Raw genomic sequence first — 18,044 nt, forward strand, 5'->3', positions numbered from 1 at the left:
GCCAATGGTGTGAACCCGTCTGCGTCAGCCTTCGCGGAACGCGATGTGATCGTCGTACTGACGCAGAGTGATGGCCATGGATGCCAAGCCGCAGCAGAACCCGGAGCCACCCCTCTCCACCCTGCCGCCCCAGGGTGCGACGTCCGTCCCACCGCCTCCCGCGTCGATGCGCACCACACTGCGCAGGGCGGCGTTCGGCGCGATCGCCGGAGCCGTGCTCGTGGCCGGTGCGGTGATGGCCGTACCGGACGGCGCCGGGAAGGCGGGGCCTCCCGAGCCGGGGCCCGTGGCGCGGGCCGAGGCCGCTGCGGCGGCGGGCTCACCGGCGTCCCTGTCCGACCTGACGGCCCTCATCGGCGACCGGCAGAAGTGGGTGGAGACGCACCCCGCCGACGCCCCGTCCTGGGCGGTCCTCGGCACGGCGTACGTCGAGTGGGGGCGGCGGTCCGCCGACGCGGCCTACCTCACCCGTGCCGAGCAGGCCCTCAGGCGTTCTCTGGCCGCGCAGCCGGGCGAACGCGGGAACACGCAGGCCTGGGTGGGTCTCGGGGCACTCGCCAACGCCAGGAACGACTTCCTCGCCGCGAAGAAGTGGGGCGAGACGGTCCGCTCACGGCAGCCGAAGGACTGGGCGGCGTATCCGGTGCTGATCGACGCCTACAACGGCCTCGGCGAGTACGCGGCGGCCGCCAGGGCGACGGAGAAGTTCGGCAGCCTGCGCCAGGGCGCCCCCGCCCTGGCCAGGACGTCCGAGATGTACCGCAACCAGGGCTGGCGCGAGGATGCCCTGGCCACCGCCCAGGAGGCGGCGGACCGCGCCACCTCACCGGCCGGGAAGGCGGCGGCCGTACACCGGCTCGGGGACCTCGCCGCGGAACGCGGGGAGCCGGCGCAGGCGCTCGCCCAGTACGACGCCGCGCTGCGCACGGACCGCGGCCACCTGGCCTCCCTCGCCGGCAGGGCCCGCGCCCTGGCGGCACTGGGCCGCACGGACGAGGCGCTGGCGGACTACCGGACGGTGACGACGAAGCTGCCCCGCCCCGAGTACGTGCTCGAACTGGGCGAGCTCTACGAGTCACTGGACCTGGACGGCGACGCCCGCACGCAGTACGCGAAGCTGCGCGAGCTCCTCGGACGGGCGAGGACGGCCGGGGTCGACGAGGCCCTGACGGAGGCCCGCTTCGAGGCCGACCACGGCGACCCGGAGGCTGCGGTGGAGCTGATGCGCACCGCGTGGGGGGCCCAGCGCCGCAGCTCGGAGGTGGCGGACGCGCTGGCCTGGTCGCTGCACCGGGCGGGCCGGAGCGAGGAGGGCTTGCAGTACGCGGAGCGGGCCGTGGGGACGGGCGTGCGGAACGCCTCGTACGCCTACCACCTGGGGATGATCGAAAGTGCCCTGGGCCAGGAAGGCCCGGCCCGCGGTCACCTGGAGGAGGCCCTCCGCACGGATCCGGACTTCTCACCGCTGGCCGCTCCGCTGGCACGGGAGGCCCTGGACGACCTGGGCGAGCCCGCGGCGGGCGGACCGGCGCAGATGGAGCCGCCGGAGCCGGAGCCCTCCGCCGAGCCCGAGCCCACGAGGGAGACCCGGCCGGAGCCCTCGCCGGAGGCCTCACGGGACGCGTCGCGGGAGGCCGGCAAGGAGGCCGGGGCCGAACCGGGCCCGGAGCCCTCGCAGCCGGCGGCCCCGTCCCCGCAGGTGAAACCCGGCGCCTCGGCGACCCCGTGACCGACCGCATGCGGAAGGGGCCGTCCTCCCGGCCGGGAGGACGGCCCCTTCCGTGCGGTGGCTAGAGGTTGCCGCGCTTCTCCTGCTCGCGCTCGATCGCCTCGAACAGCGCCTTGAAGTTGCCCTTGCCGAAGCCCATCGAGCCGTGCCGCTCGATCATCTCGAAGAAGACCGTCGGGCGGTCCTGGACCGGCTTGGTGAAGATCTGGAGCAGGTAGCCGTCCTCGTCACGGTCGACGAGGATCTTCAGCTCACGCAGCGTCTCCACGGGCACCCGGGTCTCGCCCGCCCACTCCCCCAGGGTGTCGTAGTACGAGTCGGGGGTGTCGAGGAACTGCACACCGGCCGCCCGCATCGCCTTCACGGAGGCGACGATGTCGTTCGTGGCGAGCGCGATGTGCTGGACGCCCGCGCCGCCGTAGAACTCCAGGTACTCGTCGATCTGCGACTTCTTCTTCGCGATCGCCGGCTCGTTGATGGGGAACTTCACCTTCAGCGTGCCGTCGGCGACGACCTTCGACATCAGGGCGGAGTACTCGGTGGCGATGTCGTCGCCGACGAACTCCTTCATGTTGGTGAAGCCCATGACCTTGTTGTAGAAGGACACCCACTCGTTCATCCGGCCGAGCTCGACGTTGCCGACGCAGTGGTCGATGGCCTGGAAGGTCCTCTTGGCCGCGGGCTCCACGATCGGGCTCGCGGCCGTGTAGCCGGGGAGGTACGGCCCGTCGTAGCGGCCGCGCTCGACCAGCGTGTGGCGGGTCTTCCCGTACGTCGCGATGGCGGCCAGGACGACCGTGCCGTGCTCGTCCTCGACCTCGTAGGGCTCGGTGACGCCCCGCGCCCCGTGCTCGACGGCGTACGCGTAGGCCGCGCGGGCGTCGGGGACCTCGATGGCGAGGTCCACCACGCCGTCGCCGTGGGCGTGCACGTGGTCGGCGAGGAACGTGCCCCACTCGGTGGACGCCTTGATGACGGAGGTGAGGACGAAGCGGGCCGAGCCGTTGGTCAGGACGTAACTCGCCGTCTCGCGACTGCCGTTCTCCGGTCCGGAGTAGGCGACGAGCTTCATGCCGAAGGCGGTCGAGTAGTAGTGCGCCGCCTGCTTGGCGTTGCCCACCGCGAAGACGACCGCGTCCATTCCCTTGACCGGGAAGGGGTCGGCCTGCCGGGCGGTGTCGGGGGTGGTGTGCACAGTCTGAGTCATGTCCGAAGGTTCCCGCCGCTTCGCAAGGTGCGCAACAGTTCGCCGTTCCACTGGTCAATCCGTACACCCTGCCGCCAGGATGAGCGGGCTGTCTGTACAGGCTGACCACAGGGAGGCGGACCATGGGGATCGATCGACTGGACGGCCGGCTCATCGTGCTGCTGGCCCGTGAGCCCCGTATCGGTGTACTGGAGGCCTCACGGCGGCTGGGGGTGGCGCGCGGGACGGTACAGGCGCGCCTGGACCGGCTTCAGTCGAATGGCGTCATCCGCGGGTTCGGCCCGGACGTCGACCCGGCCGCGCTCGGCTACCCCGTTACCGCGTTCGCCACGCTGGAGATCAAGCAGGGGCAAGGCACCGATGTGCGAGCCCATTTGAGCCGGGTGCCCGAGGTCCTGGAACTCCACACGACGACCGGCCGGGGGGACATGTTCTGCCGGCTCGTGGCCCGCTCGAACGCCGACCTCCAACGGGTGATCGACCTGGTCGTCGGCTTTGATGGCATCGTCCGGGCCTCCACGGCGATCGTCATGGAAAACCCGGTGCCGCTGCGTATTATCCCGCTGGTTGAGCAGGCTGCAGAGGACACCGACTGAGCCGAGGGAGCAACATGTGAACTTCTGGGAGTATGTGGGCACCAGGCACCAGCAGTTGCTCACCGACACGTTTCAGCACGCCAGCGCGGTCTTCCAGTGCATGGTCATCGCCACCGTTCTCGGCGTCCTGATCGGTGTCGTCAGCTACCGCAGCGGCTGGGGCGGATCCCTGGCGATCACGTCCACCTCGGCGGTCCTGACCATCCCCTCGCTCGCGGCGATCGGCCTGCTCATCCCGCTGGTCGGACTCGGGGTCCCGCCCACCGTGATCATCCTGACCCTGTACGGGCTGCTGCCCATCGTCCGCAACTGCATCGTCGGGCTGCGCGGGGTCGACCCGTCCCTCGTCGACGCGGCGAAGGGGATCGGGATGTCCCGGACGAGGCGGCTGCTCAAGGTGGAACTGCCGCTCGCGTGGCCCCCCATCCTGACCGGCATCCGTGTCTCCACCCAGATGCTGATGGGCATCGCCGCCATCGCCGCTTACGCCTCGGGCCCCGGTCTCGGCAACGAGATCTTCCGCGGGCTCGCCTCACTCGGAAGCGCCAACGCCATCAACCAGGTCCTCGCCGGCACGATCGGCATCGTCATTCTCGCTCTGCTCTTCGACGCCGCGTACGTACTGCTCGGGCGGCTCACCATCTCCAGGGGGATCCGTGCCTGAGACCACTGCCGGGCCGGTGGAGCCGGCCCCGCCCCGCCCCGCCACCTCGGGTGCCACCATCCAGCTGGAGGACCTCAGCAAGTCCTACCCGGGCAGCCCCACACCCGCCGTGGACAACGTGTCGATGGACATCAGGGCCGGGGAGACCGTGATCCTCGTCGGCCCGTCCGGCTGCGGGAAGTCCACCACGCTCAAGATGATCAACCGACTGATCGAGCCGACGTCCGGGCGCATCAGGATCGGCGACGAGGACGTCACCGACATGGACCCGGTGAAGCTGCGCCGCAAGATCGGTTACGCCATCCAGTCCTCCGGTCTCTTCCCGCACATGACGGTCGCGGAGAACATCGCCCTGGTGCCGAAGATGACGGGCTGGTCGAAGTCCGGGATCAAGGACCGCGTCGAGGAGATGCTCGACCTGGTCGGGCTGGACCCCCGGGAGTTCCACGGGCGCTACCCGCGCCAGCTCTCCGGTGGCCAGCAGCAGCGTGTCGGAGTGGCGCGGGCCCTCGCCGCGGACCCGCCGGTGCTGCTGATGGACGAGCCGTTCGGGGCGGTCGACCCGATCACCCGCGACCACCTCCAGGACGAGCTGATCCGGCTCCAGCACGAACTGCACAAGACGATCGTCTTCGTCACCCACGACTTCGACGAGGCGATCAAGCTGGGCGACCGGATCGCGGTGCTGCGGGAGCAGTCGCACATCGCGCAGTTCGACACCCCGGAGGCCATCCTCACCAACCCGACGGACGACTTCGTCTCCGGCTTCGTGGGGGCGGGCGCGGCCCTGAAGCGGCTCAACCTCACCCGCGTGCGGGACGTGGGCATCGCCGACTTCCCCACGGTGACGGTCGAGGACCCGCTCCAGTCGATCTTCAACAAGCTGCGGGACGGACATCACAACGAGCTGCTGATGCTGGACCGCAGGAACCGCCCGTACAAGTGGCTGCGGCGCGGCGACCTGATGCGGGCCAAGGGATCGCTGGCCAGGGCCGGCCAGCTGGTGCACGACACGGTGACGCGGGACGCGACCCTGCACGACGCGCTGGAGGCGGTACTGACCGACAGCAGCGGGCGGGTCGCCGTGACGGGGCGGCGCGGCGAGTTCATCGGTGTGGTCGACATGAGCACCCTGATGAACTCCGTGCAGGAACTCCTCGAGGCGGACCGGCTCGCCGCCATGGAGCAGGAGCACGACGACGACGAGGAGCGGGCCCGGCGGACGGAACGGGAGCCGGAGGGTGGTGGCAGCGGGCTATGACCCCCAGTCATCAGGCGCCCCCGAAGGGGCAGCGACCGCACGGGGAGCACGACGTGGGAGGCCACGCCTTCCGTGACGAGGAGGCCGAGCCCTCTCCGCCGCCGTCCGGTCCGAAGCGCCGCATCACCTGGAAGAAGCTCGTGCTGGTGCCGGCCGTCTGCGCGGTCGTCCTGGTCGCGACCTACCTGTGGATCACCAACGTCGACCTCGACTCCGTCGCGCAGAACTCACTGGCCGGCGACACCGTACAGCTGCGCTGGTGGCAGCACGTCAGGCTGACGGCCATCTCCACCTTCTGGGTGCTGATCATCGCCATTCCGCTCGGGATCGCGCTGACCCGGCGCGGCCTGAAGAAGGCCGCTCCCGGCGTCACCGCCCTCGCCAACATCGGCCAGGCCACCCCCGCGATCGGGCTGCTGGCGCTGCTGGTCATCTGGCTGGGCATCGGCCCGTCGACCGCCATCATCGGCATGGTGATCTACGCGGTCCTGCCGGTCCTGTCCAACACGGTGGCCGGCCTGAACTCGATCGAGCCCACTCTCGTGGAGGCCTCCCGGGGCATCGGCATGTCGGCGACGGGCACGCTCACCAGGGTCGAGCTGCCGCTCGCCGTCCCGCTGATCCTGGCGGGCGTACGGACGGCGCTGGTGCTCAACGTGGGCACGGCGACCCTCGCCACCTTCGGCGGCGGCGGCGGACTCGGCGACCTGATCACCTCGGGGATCCAGACGCAGCGCATGCCCGTGCTGGTGCTCGGATCCGTACTGACGGTGGTGCTGGCACTGCTCGTGGACTGGCTGGCCTCGCTGGCCGAACTGTGGCTGACGCCGCGCGGACTGGAGGAAGCGTGAGGGTACGTACGGGCCTGGCATCGGCGGCCGCGCTCGCCCTCCTGCTCACGGGGTGCGGGCTGAAGAGCGGATCACCGCTGGTCGACGAGGTGGAACCGGGGTCGGTCGGGCAGGGGCAGCCGCTCAAGGGCGCGTCGCTGACGGTGACCTCGAAGAACTTCAGCGAGAACATCATCCTCGGACACATCATGGGCCTGCTCTTCAAGGCGGCCGGCGCCGAGGTGCTGGACCGGACGAACCTGCCGGGGTCGATCAGCGCCCGCGAGGCGGTCGTCAAGGGCGAGGCCGACGCCCTGTACGACTACACGGGCACGGCGTGGATCACCTACCTGGGCCACGCCGAGCCGGTCGTAGACCCGCAGAAGCAGTACGAGGTGGTCCGCGACGAGGACAAGGGCAACGGGGTGACCTGGCTCCCGCCGTCCACGCTCGACAACACGTACGCCCTGGCCATCAGCAAGAAGAACAACGCCAGATACAAGCTGAAGACGCTCTCGGACGTGGCCGAGCTCGCGAAGAAGGACCCGAAGGCCGTCACGATCTGCGTGGAGAACGAGTTCGCCTCGCGCGACGACGGGCTGCCGGGCATGCAGAAGAAGTACGGCATGAAGCTGCCGGCTTCGAGCATCCAGAAGATGGACGCGGGGATCATCTACACCCAGGTCTCCGAGTCCGACTCCTGCCTGCTCGGCGAGGTGTACACCACCGACGGCCGCATCAAGGCGATGGACCTGGACGTCATGGAGGACGACAAGCAGTTCTTCCCCAACTACAACGCGGCCCCCGCCATCCACACGGCGACCCTGAAGGAGTACCCGGAGATCGCCGGGCTGCTGGCCCCGGTCACCGAGAAGCTGACCACGCCGCTCGCGCAGGAGCTGAACTCCAAGGTGGACGTGGACGGGCAGGACCCGCACGAGGTGGCGAAGGACTGGCTGGTGAAGGAAGGATTCATCAGGGAGGGCTGAGCGGAAGCGGGAGTTCCAAAGAGTTCGTTGCAAAAAAACGTTGCAAAGCCTTCTTTGCAACTCTATGGTCGTCACATGCCACCGAACGAGCCCGAAAGCGGGCCGGCGTCGTACGCCGAAGACCCGAGGATCCACCACGTCGACACTCGCACCCTGCGCGGACTCGCCCACCCCCTACGCATCCGGCTGCTGAACGCCCTGAGGGAGTTTGGCCCCGCCACCGCCTCCGGACTCGCCGACCGTCTCGGCGAGTCCAGCGGCGCCACCAGCTACCACCTGCGCCAGCTCGCCGCGTACGGCTTCGTGGAGGACGACCCGGACCGCGGCAAGGGGCGGGAGCGCTGGTGGAAGGCCGTCCACACGGGCACGGTCTTCGGACACACCGAGAACTTCATGCAGCACCCGGACCCCGAGGTGCGCGGAGCCATCGGAGTCGTACTCCACGAGGTCGCCACCACGCACGCCCAGGAGCTGAACACCTGGCTCGGGACGATGCACGAGTGGCCCGAGGAGTGGCGCCGGGCCTTCGACCTCAGTGACTTCAAGCTGCGCCTCACCCCTGAACTCTCCCTGGAGCTGGCGGAGAAAATGCAGGAACTGGTGCACAGCTACCGGGACCGCGTCCCCGAGGGCACCGAGGGATCGGCTGTCGTCCGCACTCACCTGCACGTGTTCCCGCGTCCCACCGACTGAGGGGATCACCGTCATGCACAGCGACATCCATCACCTGCTCCACGCCTACCGCGCCACCGAACTCCGTTACGAGGCACGGAAGTACGCTCCCGCGCACCCCGGACTGCGCCACCGTGTGGGCTGGGCGATGATCGAACTGGGCCTGCGCCTGACGCAGGCCGGGCCGGCCCCGACCCGCGCCGCGCGAGCGGCCTGACCCGTGGACGGGGGGAAGCCGATCCGGCGCCGCACGCCGCTCGCAGCCGTCCTCGGGGCCAACACCGCGGGTACGTCACTGACCCTCATCGGGGCCGTGGTTCGTACTTGCGACCAGCGGGAGCGGTCAACCCCATCCTCACCACGGTGACCTACGAACGTGTCCCCGAGAAGCTGCGGAGCCGGGTGTCCGGCGCGCTCACGGCGGGCTGCGAACTCGCCATGCCGGTGGGGGTCTCGTGGCGGGCCTGCTGGTGGAGGGCCTGCGCGCCACGGGGGCGCTGCTGACGATGGGCGGGGTGTACTTCCTGGCGACGCTCAGTCCGCTCGTCCTCCACGCGTGGCGCGGCATGGACGCCACTCGACCCCAGGTCAGCAGCTCGGGACCTTCCCTCCCTGGTCCAGAGCCCGCAGCGAGGACACCGCGCCCTTCAGCGTCGTGACGGGGATCAGCCGCAGGCCCTCGGGGCGCTCGGCCTCGGCCTGCTTGCACTCGGCCTTCGGCACCAGGAAGACGGTCGCGCCGTCCCGCCGGGCGGCCTGCGTCTTGAGGGAGACCCCGCCGACCGCGCCGACCGTACCGTCGGCCTCGATGGTCCCCGTCCCGGCGACGGTGCGCCCGCCGGTCAGATCACCGCCGGAGCCGTCGCCGGCCAGCTTGTCGATGATGCCCAGCGAGAAGAACAGGCCCGCGCTGGGCCCGCCGACATCGGCGAGGTTCAGGGTGATGTCCACCGAGCCGGGCTTCTTGTCCAGGTAGTCCAGAGCCGCGTCCACGGCGACGTTCTGCGACTCCTTCATGTCCTTCAGGTTGTGCCGCTCGATCTCCTTCTCGGAGTCGCCGGTCGGATAGACGGAGTCGCGCGGCATGACCGCCCGGTCCGCCCTGAACCAGCTGTCCACCACGTCCCCGATCCCGACGTCGGCCGTGGGTGACGTCGCGAGGATCGTGGTCATCCGCAGCTCGCCCTCGGTGGTCCGGGTAGGCGCACCCTTGATCGTGATGACGGGCTTCCCCTTGTCGGCCCCCAGGACGTCGGCGGTGCTGCCGGGCTGCGCCACCGTGAACGGCAGCGGCGCGAAGGCCGCCGTACCGAAGAGTGCGAGGACGGGCAGCGCGCAGAGGACGAGAGCGCGAGGGCGGGAGAGACGAATGGCCACCCGCCCAATCTATCCGCCGCCCGCGTCCGGGCCCGACCGCCCCGGTACCACCGGGACGGTCGTAGCGGCGCGCCGCCGGGCGCCGTGCCGGCGCGCTCGGGCGGTCGTTCCGCCTGTCCGGACGGTCGTTCCCTGCGTTTCGGGCGACGTCTCTAACGCAGCGCGTCGGCGACCTCGCGGGCCGCGTCGAGGACCCGCGGGCCGACCCGTTCCGGCACGGCGTCCGCGAGCATCACCACGCCCACACTGCCCTCCACACCGGAGACCCCCACCAGCGGTGCCGCCGCCCCGCAGGCACCGGCTTCGAGCTCGCCCTGGGTGAGGGTGTAGCCCGGGTGGCCGGTCGTCTTCTGCCGGGCGGTGAGGATCGCCCGCCCTGCGGCTCCCCGGTCCAGGGCGTGACGGAAGCCGGCCCGGTAGGCCACGTGGTAGTCGGTCCAGGTCGGCTCGACGACGGCGACCGCCAGCGCGTCCGTCCCGTCCACGAGGGTGAGGTGCGCGGTGGCCCCTATGTCCTCGGCCAGGGACCGCAGTGCGGGCAGCGCCGCCTCCCGGACGAGCGGGTGCACCTGCCGGCCGAGGCGCAGCACCCCCAGGCCCACCCGGGCCCGGCCGCCCAGGTCACGCCGGACGAGTGCGTGCTGTTCCAGGGTGGCGAGCAGTCGGTAGACCACGGTGCGGTTGACGCCGAGCTTGTTGGACAACTCGGTGACGGTCAGGCCGTGATCGGTATCGGCGAGCAGTTTGAGGACGCGCAGTCCCCGGTCGAGCGTCTGAGAAGTCTCCGCGGTCACGACGCCCTCTCCCTCGTGGTGAGCGGGGCGGTTGTCTCTCCGGGATGCCGACGCCGGTCCCACGGCGACGCACCGAGAGGCCGCCGACTGGCCATGGCACCGGCTGCACCGCGGCCACATTGCCACGGGGCGTTCATGTTTCGGGGACATTAGCGAGCGGGTCCGCTCAGCGGAAGACCTCGTCCAGAATCCGGTCGCTCCGTGGAACGGGACCGCATAACCGCCGGTCAGCGCGGAACCGTCCGGAACGCGAACATCTACGCGCGTTCAAGTCGGGCGACTCGGCGGCGACACTCCGTGCATGACGTGTGAACGATTGTTAACACACCGTGAAACAAGTGTCGTGAAAACTTCTCACCCACGGCGCGTACGGCGCCTCCACGCGCCCCCGGGGGACGACGTGCGCCCCGCGCCCCACCCGGAAACCCGGCGCCCCGGAACCCGGCCGCCTCACGCGTCGCGACGAGGGGCAGGCCGCAACCCCGCGCATCGACAGCCCGCCGCGTGCGGGGTCACAGTTTCTCCACACAGCGGATGCAATTGATCATTTCTATTCATGGTCAACTCGTTGGGCAACATACCGGCTCGATCGGTAGATTGATGCACCGTATGCCCACCACAAGGCGGGCATACGGGAATTATCGGTGCTACGGGGAGGGTATTAGCCAATGGCGTGGGATGAATGGGAGCAACTGAAATCCGAGGCGGCGGAGAAGCAGTCCGCACGGATGCAGTTGAACCAGGTGCCGCCGGAAGCGGGGGGAGGTCCGCCGCCCCAAGGAGACCTGAAGGTCGACCAGCAGGACCTGGCCGCGATCGGTAATTCCGCGTACAAGCTGTACGGCGACCTGGAGAAGGCCGGGGACCACGCCCGCGCCTCCACCCAGAAGGCCGCCGGAACCCTGAAGACGGAGACGTTCGCCCTGGGCGGGGCCCTCGATCATGTGGCCTCGCGCTGGATCGACCAGGTCCGCTCCCTCTTGGACGCCTGCGCCCACATCTCCAACCACCTCGACTACACCAAGGGCGCCCACGCAGGCGACGAGGCCTACATCGGCACGGTCATCAGCAACATCGACACCCTCGACAAGGGCTTCGACGAAAGGGCCGGCAGCTGATGGATCTCGACTCCCTGCGCTTCGCGAACTTCTCCGATCTGGAAACAGCGATCACCGACTGGGGACAGATGGCCGGAAAGCTCAAAATCCTCCAGGACGACGCGAAGAGCGATCTGAAAGCCAAGTCGGACAAGGCGAACTGGGCCGGTGACAACGCCACCGTGACCCGCGCCTTCGTGGACAAGACGGCCGGCGAGTTCGCCGATGCCCACACCCAGGCTGAAACGATCAAGAAAATCGTCACCGACACCCATGGGGAACTGGTCGGCTATCGCGATCAACTGGTCGCGGCCATCGACCGGGGGGCGAAGAAGAACCTCACCGTGCGTGACACGGGCGAGGGGTCCTTCACCGTCACCATGAACATCCACCCCGACCGGGCTGCGAAGGGCACCACGGTGCCCGAGCACACCCAGCAGGACGTGGACGCGTTCCGGGACGAGATCCAGAACATCCTGAAGCAGGCCACGGAGAGCGACACCTCGGCGGCCAAGGTGCTGACGCTCCTGGTCGACCAGGCGAAGTACGGCTTCTCCGACGCCAGCTACGCGGACCGGGACTCCGCGGCCAAGGCCGTGGCGGAGGCGGAGAAGGTCGCCAAGACCCTCGAGAAGAACCCTCACGACGTCACGCTGACGGAGCTCAACACCCTCAACACCACTCTGGCGTCCTACAAGAACGACCCGCTCTTCGCCGAACGGTTCGCGACCCAGGTGGAGCCGAAGAAGGTGCTCGAGTTCTACGCCGGCGTCGCCGACCCGTACCAGGGCATGGGCAGGGACCCGAAGTTCGGTGAGCAGGCGAAGCAGCTGCAGAAGAACCTCGGCATCACACTGGGCACCGCCACCCTCTCCGACAGCGCCAAGATGCAGGGCTGGGAGGAGAAGATGGTGAAGCTGGGCCCGGACCGGCTCGGCATCGACGACGCCAACGACCCCACCGGCTTCGGGGTCATGAGCAACCTCATGCGGTTCGGCGACTACGACGACCAGTTCCTGAACTCCTACGGCGACAAGCTCATCGCGTACGACAAGGAACGCAACGTCGAGGACATGAGCCCCTGGATCAACAACTGGAACCAGGGTGACCTCAACTTCTGGGACAAGAACGACCGGGGTCGCGACCCGATGACGGGATTCATGGAAGCCCTCGGTCACAACCCGGACGCCTCCACCCAGTTCTTCGCCCAGCCGGAGGGCGCGGGGAAGTCGGTCGACAAGGGCGACGAAGTCAACGAGCACCTCAAGTACCTGACTCAGGACCGCATCTGGCTCGCGGACCCGACGCTCGACGGGGACGACAAGTTCAACGCCGGAAAGGACGCACTGGGCCACGCCCTGGAGTCGGCCACCACCGGCTACGCGTACGACTCCGACCCGATGACCGGCAAGGACCCCATGCACCCCGGCAGCGGGGACCACCGCACGGCGGCGACGGCTGGGGTCATGGAGCAGGTGGCGTACCTGTACGGAGGCGAGAAGGGCCCCGAGATGCTGCACAAGCAGTCGGAGCTCGCGGACAGCCTGGGCAAGATGGGTGCGGCGTACATCGACGACATCGACTACAGCCTGTCGGGGCTTGGTGACAAGGCGACGGATTCCGATGCGTTTCCCGCGAAGTACGCCGGAAGGGCCAACTTCACCGATCAGGGCGCCATCAACTTCCTCAGTGTGCTGGGACAGAACGAGACGTCCCATGGTGTGGTCTCGGCAGCACAGCACCTGTACACGCTCAGCGCGATCGACGCCTTCCCCGCGACCAGTGAAGCGAGCATGGACAACGCGCACGACGCGATGACAACGGGTGCGGAAGCCCGCGGCATCCTGGACCAGGCACGCGTACAGCAGGCAGAGACGACCTACACGGCCGACTCCGAGGAAGCCAACAAGTCCCTGGCGCGATCGGGGGACTGGATCGGCCTGGGTGCCGGCATCGTCGTGGGAGGAGGTATCGCCGCTCTGCCCGTCCCCGGCACCGCTGTCGCAGGGGTGGCGATCGCTCCGCTGGTCACCGACACCGTCGGTGAGGCTGTCAACACTTTCATCGGGCACGAGATCGACAAGGGTGTTGACGGGGCGGAGGAGGACCCCACGGAGAAGGCGCAGACCACGAGCAGCGAGTTCTACCGACAGGGAACCGCCCAGCTCGGGGATTCGTACCAGACCTACCTCGACCAGAATCCGAAGCAAGCTGAGGCCATCGACCATGCGCAGTGGAAGCAGGACATCGAAGGCGGTTATCTCGGCACCGGAACGATTCAGGGCGACTATCGCGGCCGTCCCGCCTTCAAGGACTGACCGGCCGACCGGAGGATCGAAGAACAGGAACCCGATGAGGAAGAGACTGCTCCGGACGGTGTCGGTAGCGCTGTTGCTGGCCGGCGGGACCGCCTGTGGCGACGACGGCGGCGTGGAGAAGCCGGATGCGCTGTCCGCGTCCCAGGTCTGCGACGGGACGCTGGACAAGGCGGCGGTGACAGCCCTGGAAAGCCTCGGCGGCACGAAGCGGTTCAACGAGCTCCGGGGGGCCGACGCATCCGGGGCCCCGAAAGCCTTCTCCTTGGAATGGGCGGAAAAAACCCTGCACCACAAACCGACCGAGAAGAACACCTGTGTCATCTACAAAGCGGACGGAAGCGACTTCCCACTGCTCGACATCAGCTTCTCCGCGTCGCAGAGCCACCCCGACCCGGCTGAGGAGAAACAGGCGAACGACTCGGATGAAGTGCTCTTCCCTCTCGGCCTGTACGCCTCGGCGCAAGGTGACACCGGCACCTTGCTCTACTTCGCATGCCCCACGGAAGGGCCCGATGGAAAGGCGCCCTACATCAAGGCGGACATGTTTTCCGCCCGTGGACAGGTGAACCCCGAGGCAGAGGGACGCATGACCGTACTGAACGACGTGTCCCGCGCCCTGGCCGAACAGCTGGGCTGCGCCGCGCAGGCGAAGCTGCCCGCCGAGGTGCCCGACGCCCTGCCCAGGTGACACCCCGGCCCCGGTGCGGAGGCGGATCACGCCGCCTCCGCACCGGGGCCGGCCGGGCCGGACTCACCGCATCCGGGTGGCCCACTCCTGGACCTTCTTGATCCGGTCCTGGATCTGCCCGGCTGTCGCCTCCGCGCTCGGCGGGCCGCCACAGACCCTCCGCAGCTCGGTGTGGATCACGCCGTGCGGCTTGCCGCTCTGGTGTGTGTACGCGGACACCATCGTGTTGAGCTGCTTGCGCAGTTCCAGCAGCTTCTTGTGGGTGACCACCGGCCGGTTCTCGGCGGCCTTCTCCAGGAGATCGGCCTCCGACGCCGGCTTCTGCCTGCTGTGCGCGATCTGCCGGGTCTGCCGCTTCTGCAGCAGCAGCTGCACCTGGTCCGGTTCGAGGAGGCCCGGGATACCCAGGTAGTCCTGCTCCTCCTCGCTTCCCGGGTGCGCCTGCATGCCGAATTCGGCGCCGTCGTACAGCACCCGGTCGAAGACCGCGTCGGATTCCAGCGCCTCGAAGGGCAGCTGCTCCTCGGTCTCCTCGTCCTCGAGCTTCTCCGCGTCCGCGAGGAGCTGGTCCTCCTCGGCGAAGGGGTTCTCCTCGTCGCTGCCCTTCTTCGGCTTGTCGAGCACGTGGTCGCGCTCGACCTCCATCTCGTTGGCGAAGTCGAGGAGCATCGGAATGGTCGGCAGGAACACCGAGGCCGTCTCACCGCGCCGCCGGGACCGCACGAAACGGCCCACGGCCTGGGCGAAGAACAGCGGCGTGGAGATGGTCGTGGCGTAGACGCCGACCGCGAGACGCGGTACGTCGACACCCTCCGACACCATCCGGACGGCGACCATCCAGCGCGACTCGTCCTGGCTGAACCTGTCGATGTTCCTGGACGCGGCCTTCTCGTCGGAGAGGACCACCGTGGGCTTCTCCCCGGTGACCGACTTGAGGATCTTGGCGTAGGCACGCGCCGACTCCTGGTCGGTCGCGATGACGAGCCCTCCCGCGTCCGGGATTCCCTTGCGCACCTCCGTCAGCCGCTTGTCGGCGGCCGCCAGCACGTTGGGGATCCAGTCGCCGGTGGGCGAGAGCGCCGTACGCCAGGCCTGCCCGATGGCGTCCTTGGTCATCGGCTCGCCGAGCCGCGCGGCGATCTCGTCCCCGGCCTTGGTGCGCCAGCGCATGTTGCCGCTGTAGCTGAGGAAGATCACGGGGCGGACGACCCCGTCGGCGAGAGCGTTGCCGTAGCCGTAGGTGTAGTCGGCCGAGGACCGGCGGATGCCGTCGTTTCCCTCCTCGTACGCGACGAAGGGGATCGGGTTGGTGTCGGACCGGAAGGGCGTACCGGTGAGCGCGAGCCGCCGCGTAGCCGGGTCGAACGCCTCCTGGCAGGCCTCACCCCAGGACTTCGAGTCACCGGCGTGGTGGATCTCGTCGAGGATCACGAGCGTCTTGCGCTGCTCGCACCGGTTGCGGTGCAGCATGGGGCGCACGCCGACACCGGCGTACGTGATCGCGACCCCGTGGTACTCCTTGCTCACGGGGCCGGCGCTGTAGTCCGGGTCGAGCTTGATGCCTATGCGGGCCGCGGCCTCCGCCCACTGCTTCTTGAGGTGCTCGGTGGGCGCCACCACGGTGATCTGCTGGACCACGTGGTGATGCAGCAGCCATGAGGCGAGGGTCAGCGCGAAGGTGGTCTTCCCGGCGCCCGGTGTCGCGACCGCGAGGAAGTCGCGCGGCTGCTCCTGGATGTACTTCTCCATGGCACCCTGCTGCCAGGCGCGCAGCTTCCCGGCCGTCCCCCAGGGGGCGCGGCCGGGAAAGGCGGGTGAGAGGTGGTGGGAGGCGGTAGTAGTCACGGTCTCCGGTTCAGGTCTCTCGGCTACGTGGGGCGCTGTCCGTACGACCCGGAGCCGGCCCGTACGCGATACGACAACCGGGCCACCCTACCGGCGGTCGGAGCGGAACCCCCTACGAACCGACCGTGGCCCGGCTCCGCTGAGACCCTCTTCACAGATGCCGCCGATTCGTACCGGACGCCACGCAGGGTCACTCCTTCACCCTGCCGGCCACCCACACGCCCACGAGGGCCACCGCCGCCATGGGCAGGAACACCACCGTGAACGCCCCGGGGTGTGCCGTGACCGTGCCGCTCCCCACGGCCCCGTGGGCGGCCGCACCCACCGAGCCGCCACCGAGCGCGGCGAAGGCGGCGCCACCCGCGGCGAGCAGCAGCGCGTTGGACAGGCCGTCCGAGATCTGGAGGGCTGCCGAGTTGGCCCCCGCCTCCTGCGGGGACGACAGCTTGAGCAGCAGCACGCTCGTCGACGCGATCACGATGCCCATGCCGAAGCACCCGACGCCCCAGACCGCGGCGAGTGTCCACACAGGTACCGCTTCGATCAGCACGGCGGGCGCGGCGGTGATCGACAACGTGACGAGCACCATGCCCGTCACCATGAGGGCCCCGCGGTGCGGTTCCAGCCGGGGCCGGGCCAGGACGTACGAGCCGAGCGCCCAGGTCAGACCACCGGCGGCCAGGGAGAGGCCGGCCAGCGTCGGGGAGAGCCCCCGCTGCGTCACGAGCATCAGCGGCACGAAGGACTCCGCGACGATGAACGAGCCGGCCGATATCCCCCGCAGCAGGATCACGGCGGGCAGCCCCCGCGCGGCCCGAACGGTCCCGGCGGGCAGCAGCCCGCGCACGGCGGGCACGAGCAGCGCGGCACCGGCCAGCGCCGGGACGAGCGAGAGCCACCGCAGCTCCTGCCCCGCGTACTGGAGCAGTCCGGCGCCGGCCGAGATCCCGAGCGCGAGCCGGATGCGGCGCCGGTCGAAGGGCTCCGCAGCCGCCTTCGCGTCGGTGGCCCCTCCCGCCATCCGCCGGATCGCGGGCAGTGCGAGGCCCAGCGGCAGGAGGATGAGGACCGGGATGCCGACGAAGACCCAGCGCCACCCGAGGTGCTCGGTCACGGTTCCCGAGGCCAGCGGACCGACGACGGACGGGACGATCCAGGCCGCCGAGAAGCCCGCCATGATGCCCGGCCGGATCCGCTCCGGGTAGGCCCGTCCGATGACGACGTACAGCGCCACGATGACGAGCCCGCCGCCGATGCCCTGGACGGCGCGTCCCAGGATGAACGTCCACATGTTCGCCGCGGTCCCGGAGAGCAGCAGTCCCGCCCCGAAGGCCCCGATCCCGGTGGCGAGGGGGGCGAGCGGCCCGCGCCGGTCGGCCCACTGGCCGGAGAGCACCATGGCGAAGAGGCTGGTGGTGAAGTACGCGGAGAAAGCGAACGCGTACAGCGGGATTCCTTGCAGCTCACGCGCCGCGACGGGCATCGCCGTGCCCACGGCGGTCGCCTCGAAGGCGATGAGCAGCACCACGGAGACGATGCCGATGCTGAGTGCCCGGTAGGTCCGCCCGAGAACGCCTTCCGCCGGTTCGGCGACTGAGGTCTCGACTATGGCGGCGGTGACCTCGGCGTCACTGGGTTCCAGGGCAGTCATGAGCCCCACTGTAAGGGCCATGCCCCCCGGTGACCCCTGTCGGTGGGTGGAACGCGGCTGGTCCCTTCGCCGTAGGACCGAGGCTTCGCCAGGACGGCGAACGTGAACGCGGTATGGCAGTCACGTTGCAGCCCGCCCGGGCCCCTTGGCCCGGCCCCGGCGGGCCCGTACGGTCGACAGCAGATCAAGAAACGCACGGCCGTGTGCCCGAGAGGCTCAGGGGCTCGACTGCAACTCGAGTTACACCGGTTCGAATCCGGTCACGGCCTCCACGCGGGAGAACCCGATCGGGAACGGCCGCCCCCATGGTGCGGGGGCCGTTTCTA

The 18,044-nt window shown here is 69.4% G+C and carries 16 protein-coding genes, 1 tRNA gene and 1 pseudogene; 13 read left to right on the forward strand and 5 right to left on the reverse strand.

Annotated features, from left to right (window positions below; all coding sequences use genetic code 11):
* The first annotated feature begins 76 nt into the window (after window positions 1-76).
* Window positions 77-1,729, forward strand: a complete 1,653-nt coding sequence (locus ACHFIV_RS27885) for a tetratricopeptide repeat protein (protein ID WP_398974613.1) — start codon at window positions 77-79, stop codon at window positions 1,727-1,729.
* 61 nt (window positions 1,730-1,790) lie between these two features.
* On the opposite strand, the gene hppD is transcribed toward ACHFIV_RS27885, so the two are convergent.
* Window positions 1,791-2,936: a 4-hydroxyphenylpyruvate dioxygenase gene (gene hppD / locus ACHFIV_RS27890; protein ID WP_398974615.1), complete on the reverse strand. Its 1,146-nt coding sequence runs from the start codon at window positions 2,934-2,936 to the stop codon at window positions 1,791-1,793.
* Window positions 2,937-3,058: 122 nt separating this feature from the next.
* Between hppD and ACHFIV_RS27895 the strand changes: the two genes are divergently transcribed.
* The 8 genes and pseudogenes from ACHFIV_RS27895 to ACHFIV_RS27930 form a co-directional block, all read left to right on the forward strand.
* A complete protein-coding gene (locus ACHFIV_RS27895; RefSeq protein ID WP_398974618.1) occupies window positions 3,059-3,532 on the forward strand; it encodes an Lrp/AsnC family transcriptional regulator in 474 nt (157 codons plus the stop codon).
* Between the two features lie 16 nt (window positions 3,533-3,548).
* Window positions 3,549-4,196, forward strand: coding sequence for an ABC transporter permease (locus tag ACHFIV_RS27900; RefSeq protein WP_398974620.1), 648 nt, complete (start codon window positions 3,549-3,551; stop codon window positions 4,194-4,196).
* Window positions 4,189-5,457 carry an ABC transporter ATP-binding protein gene (locus ACHFIV_RS27905; RefSeq protein ID WP_398974622.1) on the forward strand — a complete coding sequence of 423 codons (1,269 nt, stop codon included), beginning with the start codon at window positions 4,189-4,191 and terminating at the stop codon, window positions 5,455-5,457. The genes ACHFIV_RS27900 and ACHFIV_RS27905 overlap by 8 nt, the downstream gene beginning before the upstream one ends.
* The gene (locus ACHFIV_RS27910; protein ID WP_398974625.1) at window positions 5,454-6,308 is read left to right on the forward strand and encodes an ABC transporter permease; all 855 of its coding nucleotides are present in this window, start codon (window positions 5,454-5,456) and stop codon (window positions 6,306-6,308) included. The genes ACHFIV_RS27905 and ACHFIV_RS27910 overlap by 4 nt, the downstream gene beginning before the upstream one ends.
* Window positions 6,305-7,276: a glycine betaine ABC transporter substrate-binding protein gene (locus ACHFIV_RS27915; RefSeq protein WP_398974628.1), complete on the forward strand. Its 972-nt coding sequence runs from the start codon at window positions 6,305-6,307 to the stop codon at window positions 7,274-7,276. Before ACHFIV_RS27910 ends, ACHFIV_RS27915 begins: the two co-directional genes overlap by 4 nt.
* 75 nt (window positions 7,277-7,351) lie before the next feature.
* Window positions 7,352-7,969 (forward strand): ArsR/SmtB family transcription factor, encoded by a 618-nt coding sequence (locus tag ACHFIV_RS27920; RefSeq protein WP_398974631.1) that lies wholly within the window; start codon window positions 7,352-7,354, stop codon window positions 7,967-7,969.
* Between the two features lie 13 nt (window positions 7,970-7,982).
* Window positions 7,983-8,165, forward strand: coding sequence for a hypothetical protein (locus ACHFIV_RS27925; protein ID WP_398974633.1), 183 nt, complete (start codon window positions 7,983-7,985; stop codon window positions 8,163-8,165).
* A 119-nt stretch (window positions 8,166-8,284) separates the two neighbouring features.
* Window positions 8,285-8,607 (forward strand): annotated as a pseudogene (locus ACHFIV_RS27930) (MFS transporter); the annotation flags it as partial.
* Here the strand turns inward: ACHFIV_RS27930 and ACHFIV_RS27935 are convergent.
* On the reverse strand, window positions 8,537-9,325 hold the full coding sequence (locus ACHFIV_RS27935) for a S16 family serine protease (RefSeq protein ID WP_398974636.1): 789 nt from the start codon (window positions 9,323-9,325) through the stop codon (window positions 8,537-8,539). The pseudogene ACHFIV_RS27930 and the gene ACHFIV_RS27935 overlap by 71 nt on opposite strands.
* 152 nt (window positions 9,326-9,477) lie before the next feature.
* Window positions 9,478-10,119, reverse strand: coding sequence for an IclR family transcriptional regulator (locus ACHFIV_RS27940; RefSeq protein WP_398974639.1), 642 nt, complete (start codon window positions 10,117-10,119; stop codon window positions 9,478-9,480).
* Window positions 10,120-10,787: 668 nt separating this feature from the next.
* Between ACHFIV_RS27940 and ACHFIV_RS27945 the strand changes: the two genes are divergently transcribed.
* The 3 genes from ACHFIV_RS27945 to ACHFIV_RS27955 are packed head-to-tail and all read left to right on the forward strand — an operon-like array spanning window position 10,788 to window position 14,222.
* Window positions 10,788-11,237 carry a hypothetical protein gene (locus tag ACHFIV_RS27945; protein WP_398974642.1) on the forward strand — a complete coding sequence of 150 codons (450 nt, stop codon included), beginning with the start codon at window positions 10,788-10,790 and terminating at the stop codon, window positions 11,235-11,237.
* Complete coding sequence (locus ACHFIV_RS27950; RefSeq protein WP_398974645.1) at window positions 11,237-13,534, forward strand: hypothetical protein; 2,298 nt, start codon at window positions 11,237-11,239, stop codon at window positions 13,532-13,534. The genes ACHFIV_RS27945 and ACHFIV_RS27950 overlap by 1 nt, the downstream gene beginning before the upstream one ends.
* A 58-nt stretch (window positions 13,535-13,592) precedes the next feature.
* A complete protein-coding gene (locus tag ACHFIV_RS27955) occupies window positions 13,593-14,222 on the forward strand; it encodes a hypothetical protein (RefSeq protein ID WP_398974647.1) in 630 nt (209 codons plus the stop codon).
* A gap of 63 nt (window positions 14,223-14,285) precedes the next feature.
* Here ACHFIV_RS27955 and ACHFIV_RS27960 read toward each other — a convergent pair whose 3' ends face one another.
* Both ACHFIV_RS27960 and ACHFIV_RS27965 read right to left on the reverse strand, forming a co-directional pair.
* On the reverse strand, window positions 14,286-16,067 hold the full coding sequence (locus ACHFIV_RS27960) for a DEAD/DEAH box helicase (RefSeq protein ID WP_398974650.1): 1,782 nt from the start codon (window positions 16,065-16,067) through the stop codon (window positions 14,286-14,288).
* Window positions 16,068-16,257: 190 nt separating this feature from the next.
* Window positions 16,258-17,718, reverse strand: a complete 1,461-nt coding sequence (locus ACHFIV_RS27965) for an MFS transporter (RefSeq protein WP_398974653.1) — start codon at window positions 17,716-17,718, stop codon at window positions 16,258-16,260.
* Between the two features lie 197 nt (window positions 17,719-17,915).
* Between ACHFIV_RS27965 and ACHFIV_RS27970 the strand changes: the two genes are divergently transcribed.
* A tRNA-Cys gene (locus ACHFIV_RS27970) sits at window positions 17,916-17,990 on the forward strand.
* Window positions 17,991-18,044: the final 54 nt, after the last annotated feature.

It is taken from the genome of Streptomyces sp. ALB3 (assembly GCF_044385685.1).
Lineage (GTDB): Bacteria > Actinomycetota > Actinomycetes > Streptomycetales > Streptomycetaceae > Streptomyces.

Excerpts from the sequence above, each read along its gene's own strand:
- ACHFIV_RS27965 (WP_398974653.1), bottom strand. The coding sequence starts at position 17,718 with ATGACTGCCCTGGAACCCAGTGACGCCGAGGTCACCGCCGCCATAGTC.
- ACHFIV_RS27885 (WP_398974613.1), top strand. The coding sequence starts at position 77 with ATGGATGCCAAGCCGCAGCAGAACCCGGAGCCACCCCTCTCCACCCTG.
- ACHFIV_RS27895 (WP_398974618.1), top strand. The coding sequence starts at position 3,059 with ATGGGGATCGATCGACTGGACGGCCGGCTCATCGTGCTGCTGGCCCGT.
- ACHFIV_RS27910 (WP_398974625.1), top strand. The coding sequence starts at position 5,454 with ATGACCCCCAGTCATCAGGCGCCCCCGAAGGGGCAGCGACCGCACGGG.
- ACHFIV_RS27920 (WP_398974631.1), top strand. The coding sequence starts at position 7,352 with ATGCCACCGAACGAGCCCGAAAGCGGGCCGGCGTCGTACGCCGAAGAC.
- ACHFIV_RS27945 (WP_398974642.1), top strand. The coding sequence starts at position 10,788 with ATGGCGTGGGATGAATGGGAGCAACTGAAATCCGAGGCGGCGGAGAAG.
- hppD (WP_398974615.1), bottom strand. The coding sequence starts at position 2,936 with ATGACTCAGACTGTGCACACCACCCCCGACACCGCCCGGCAGGCCGAC.
- ACHFIV_RS27925 (WP_398974633.1), top strand. The coding sequence starts at position 7,983 with ATGCACAGCGACATCCATCACCTGCTCCACGCCTACCGCGCCACCGAA.
- ACHFIV_RS27950 (WP_398974645.1), top strand. The coding sequence starts at position 11,237 with ATGGATCTCGACTCCCTGCGCTTCGCGAACTTCTCCGATCTGGAAACA.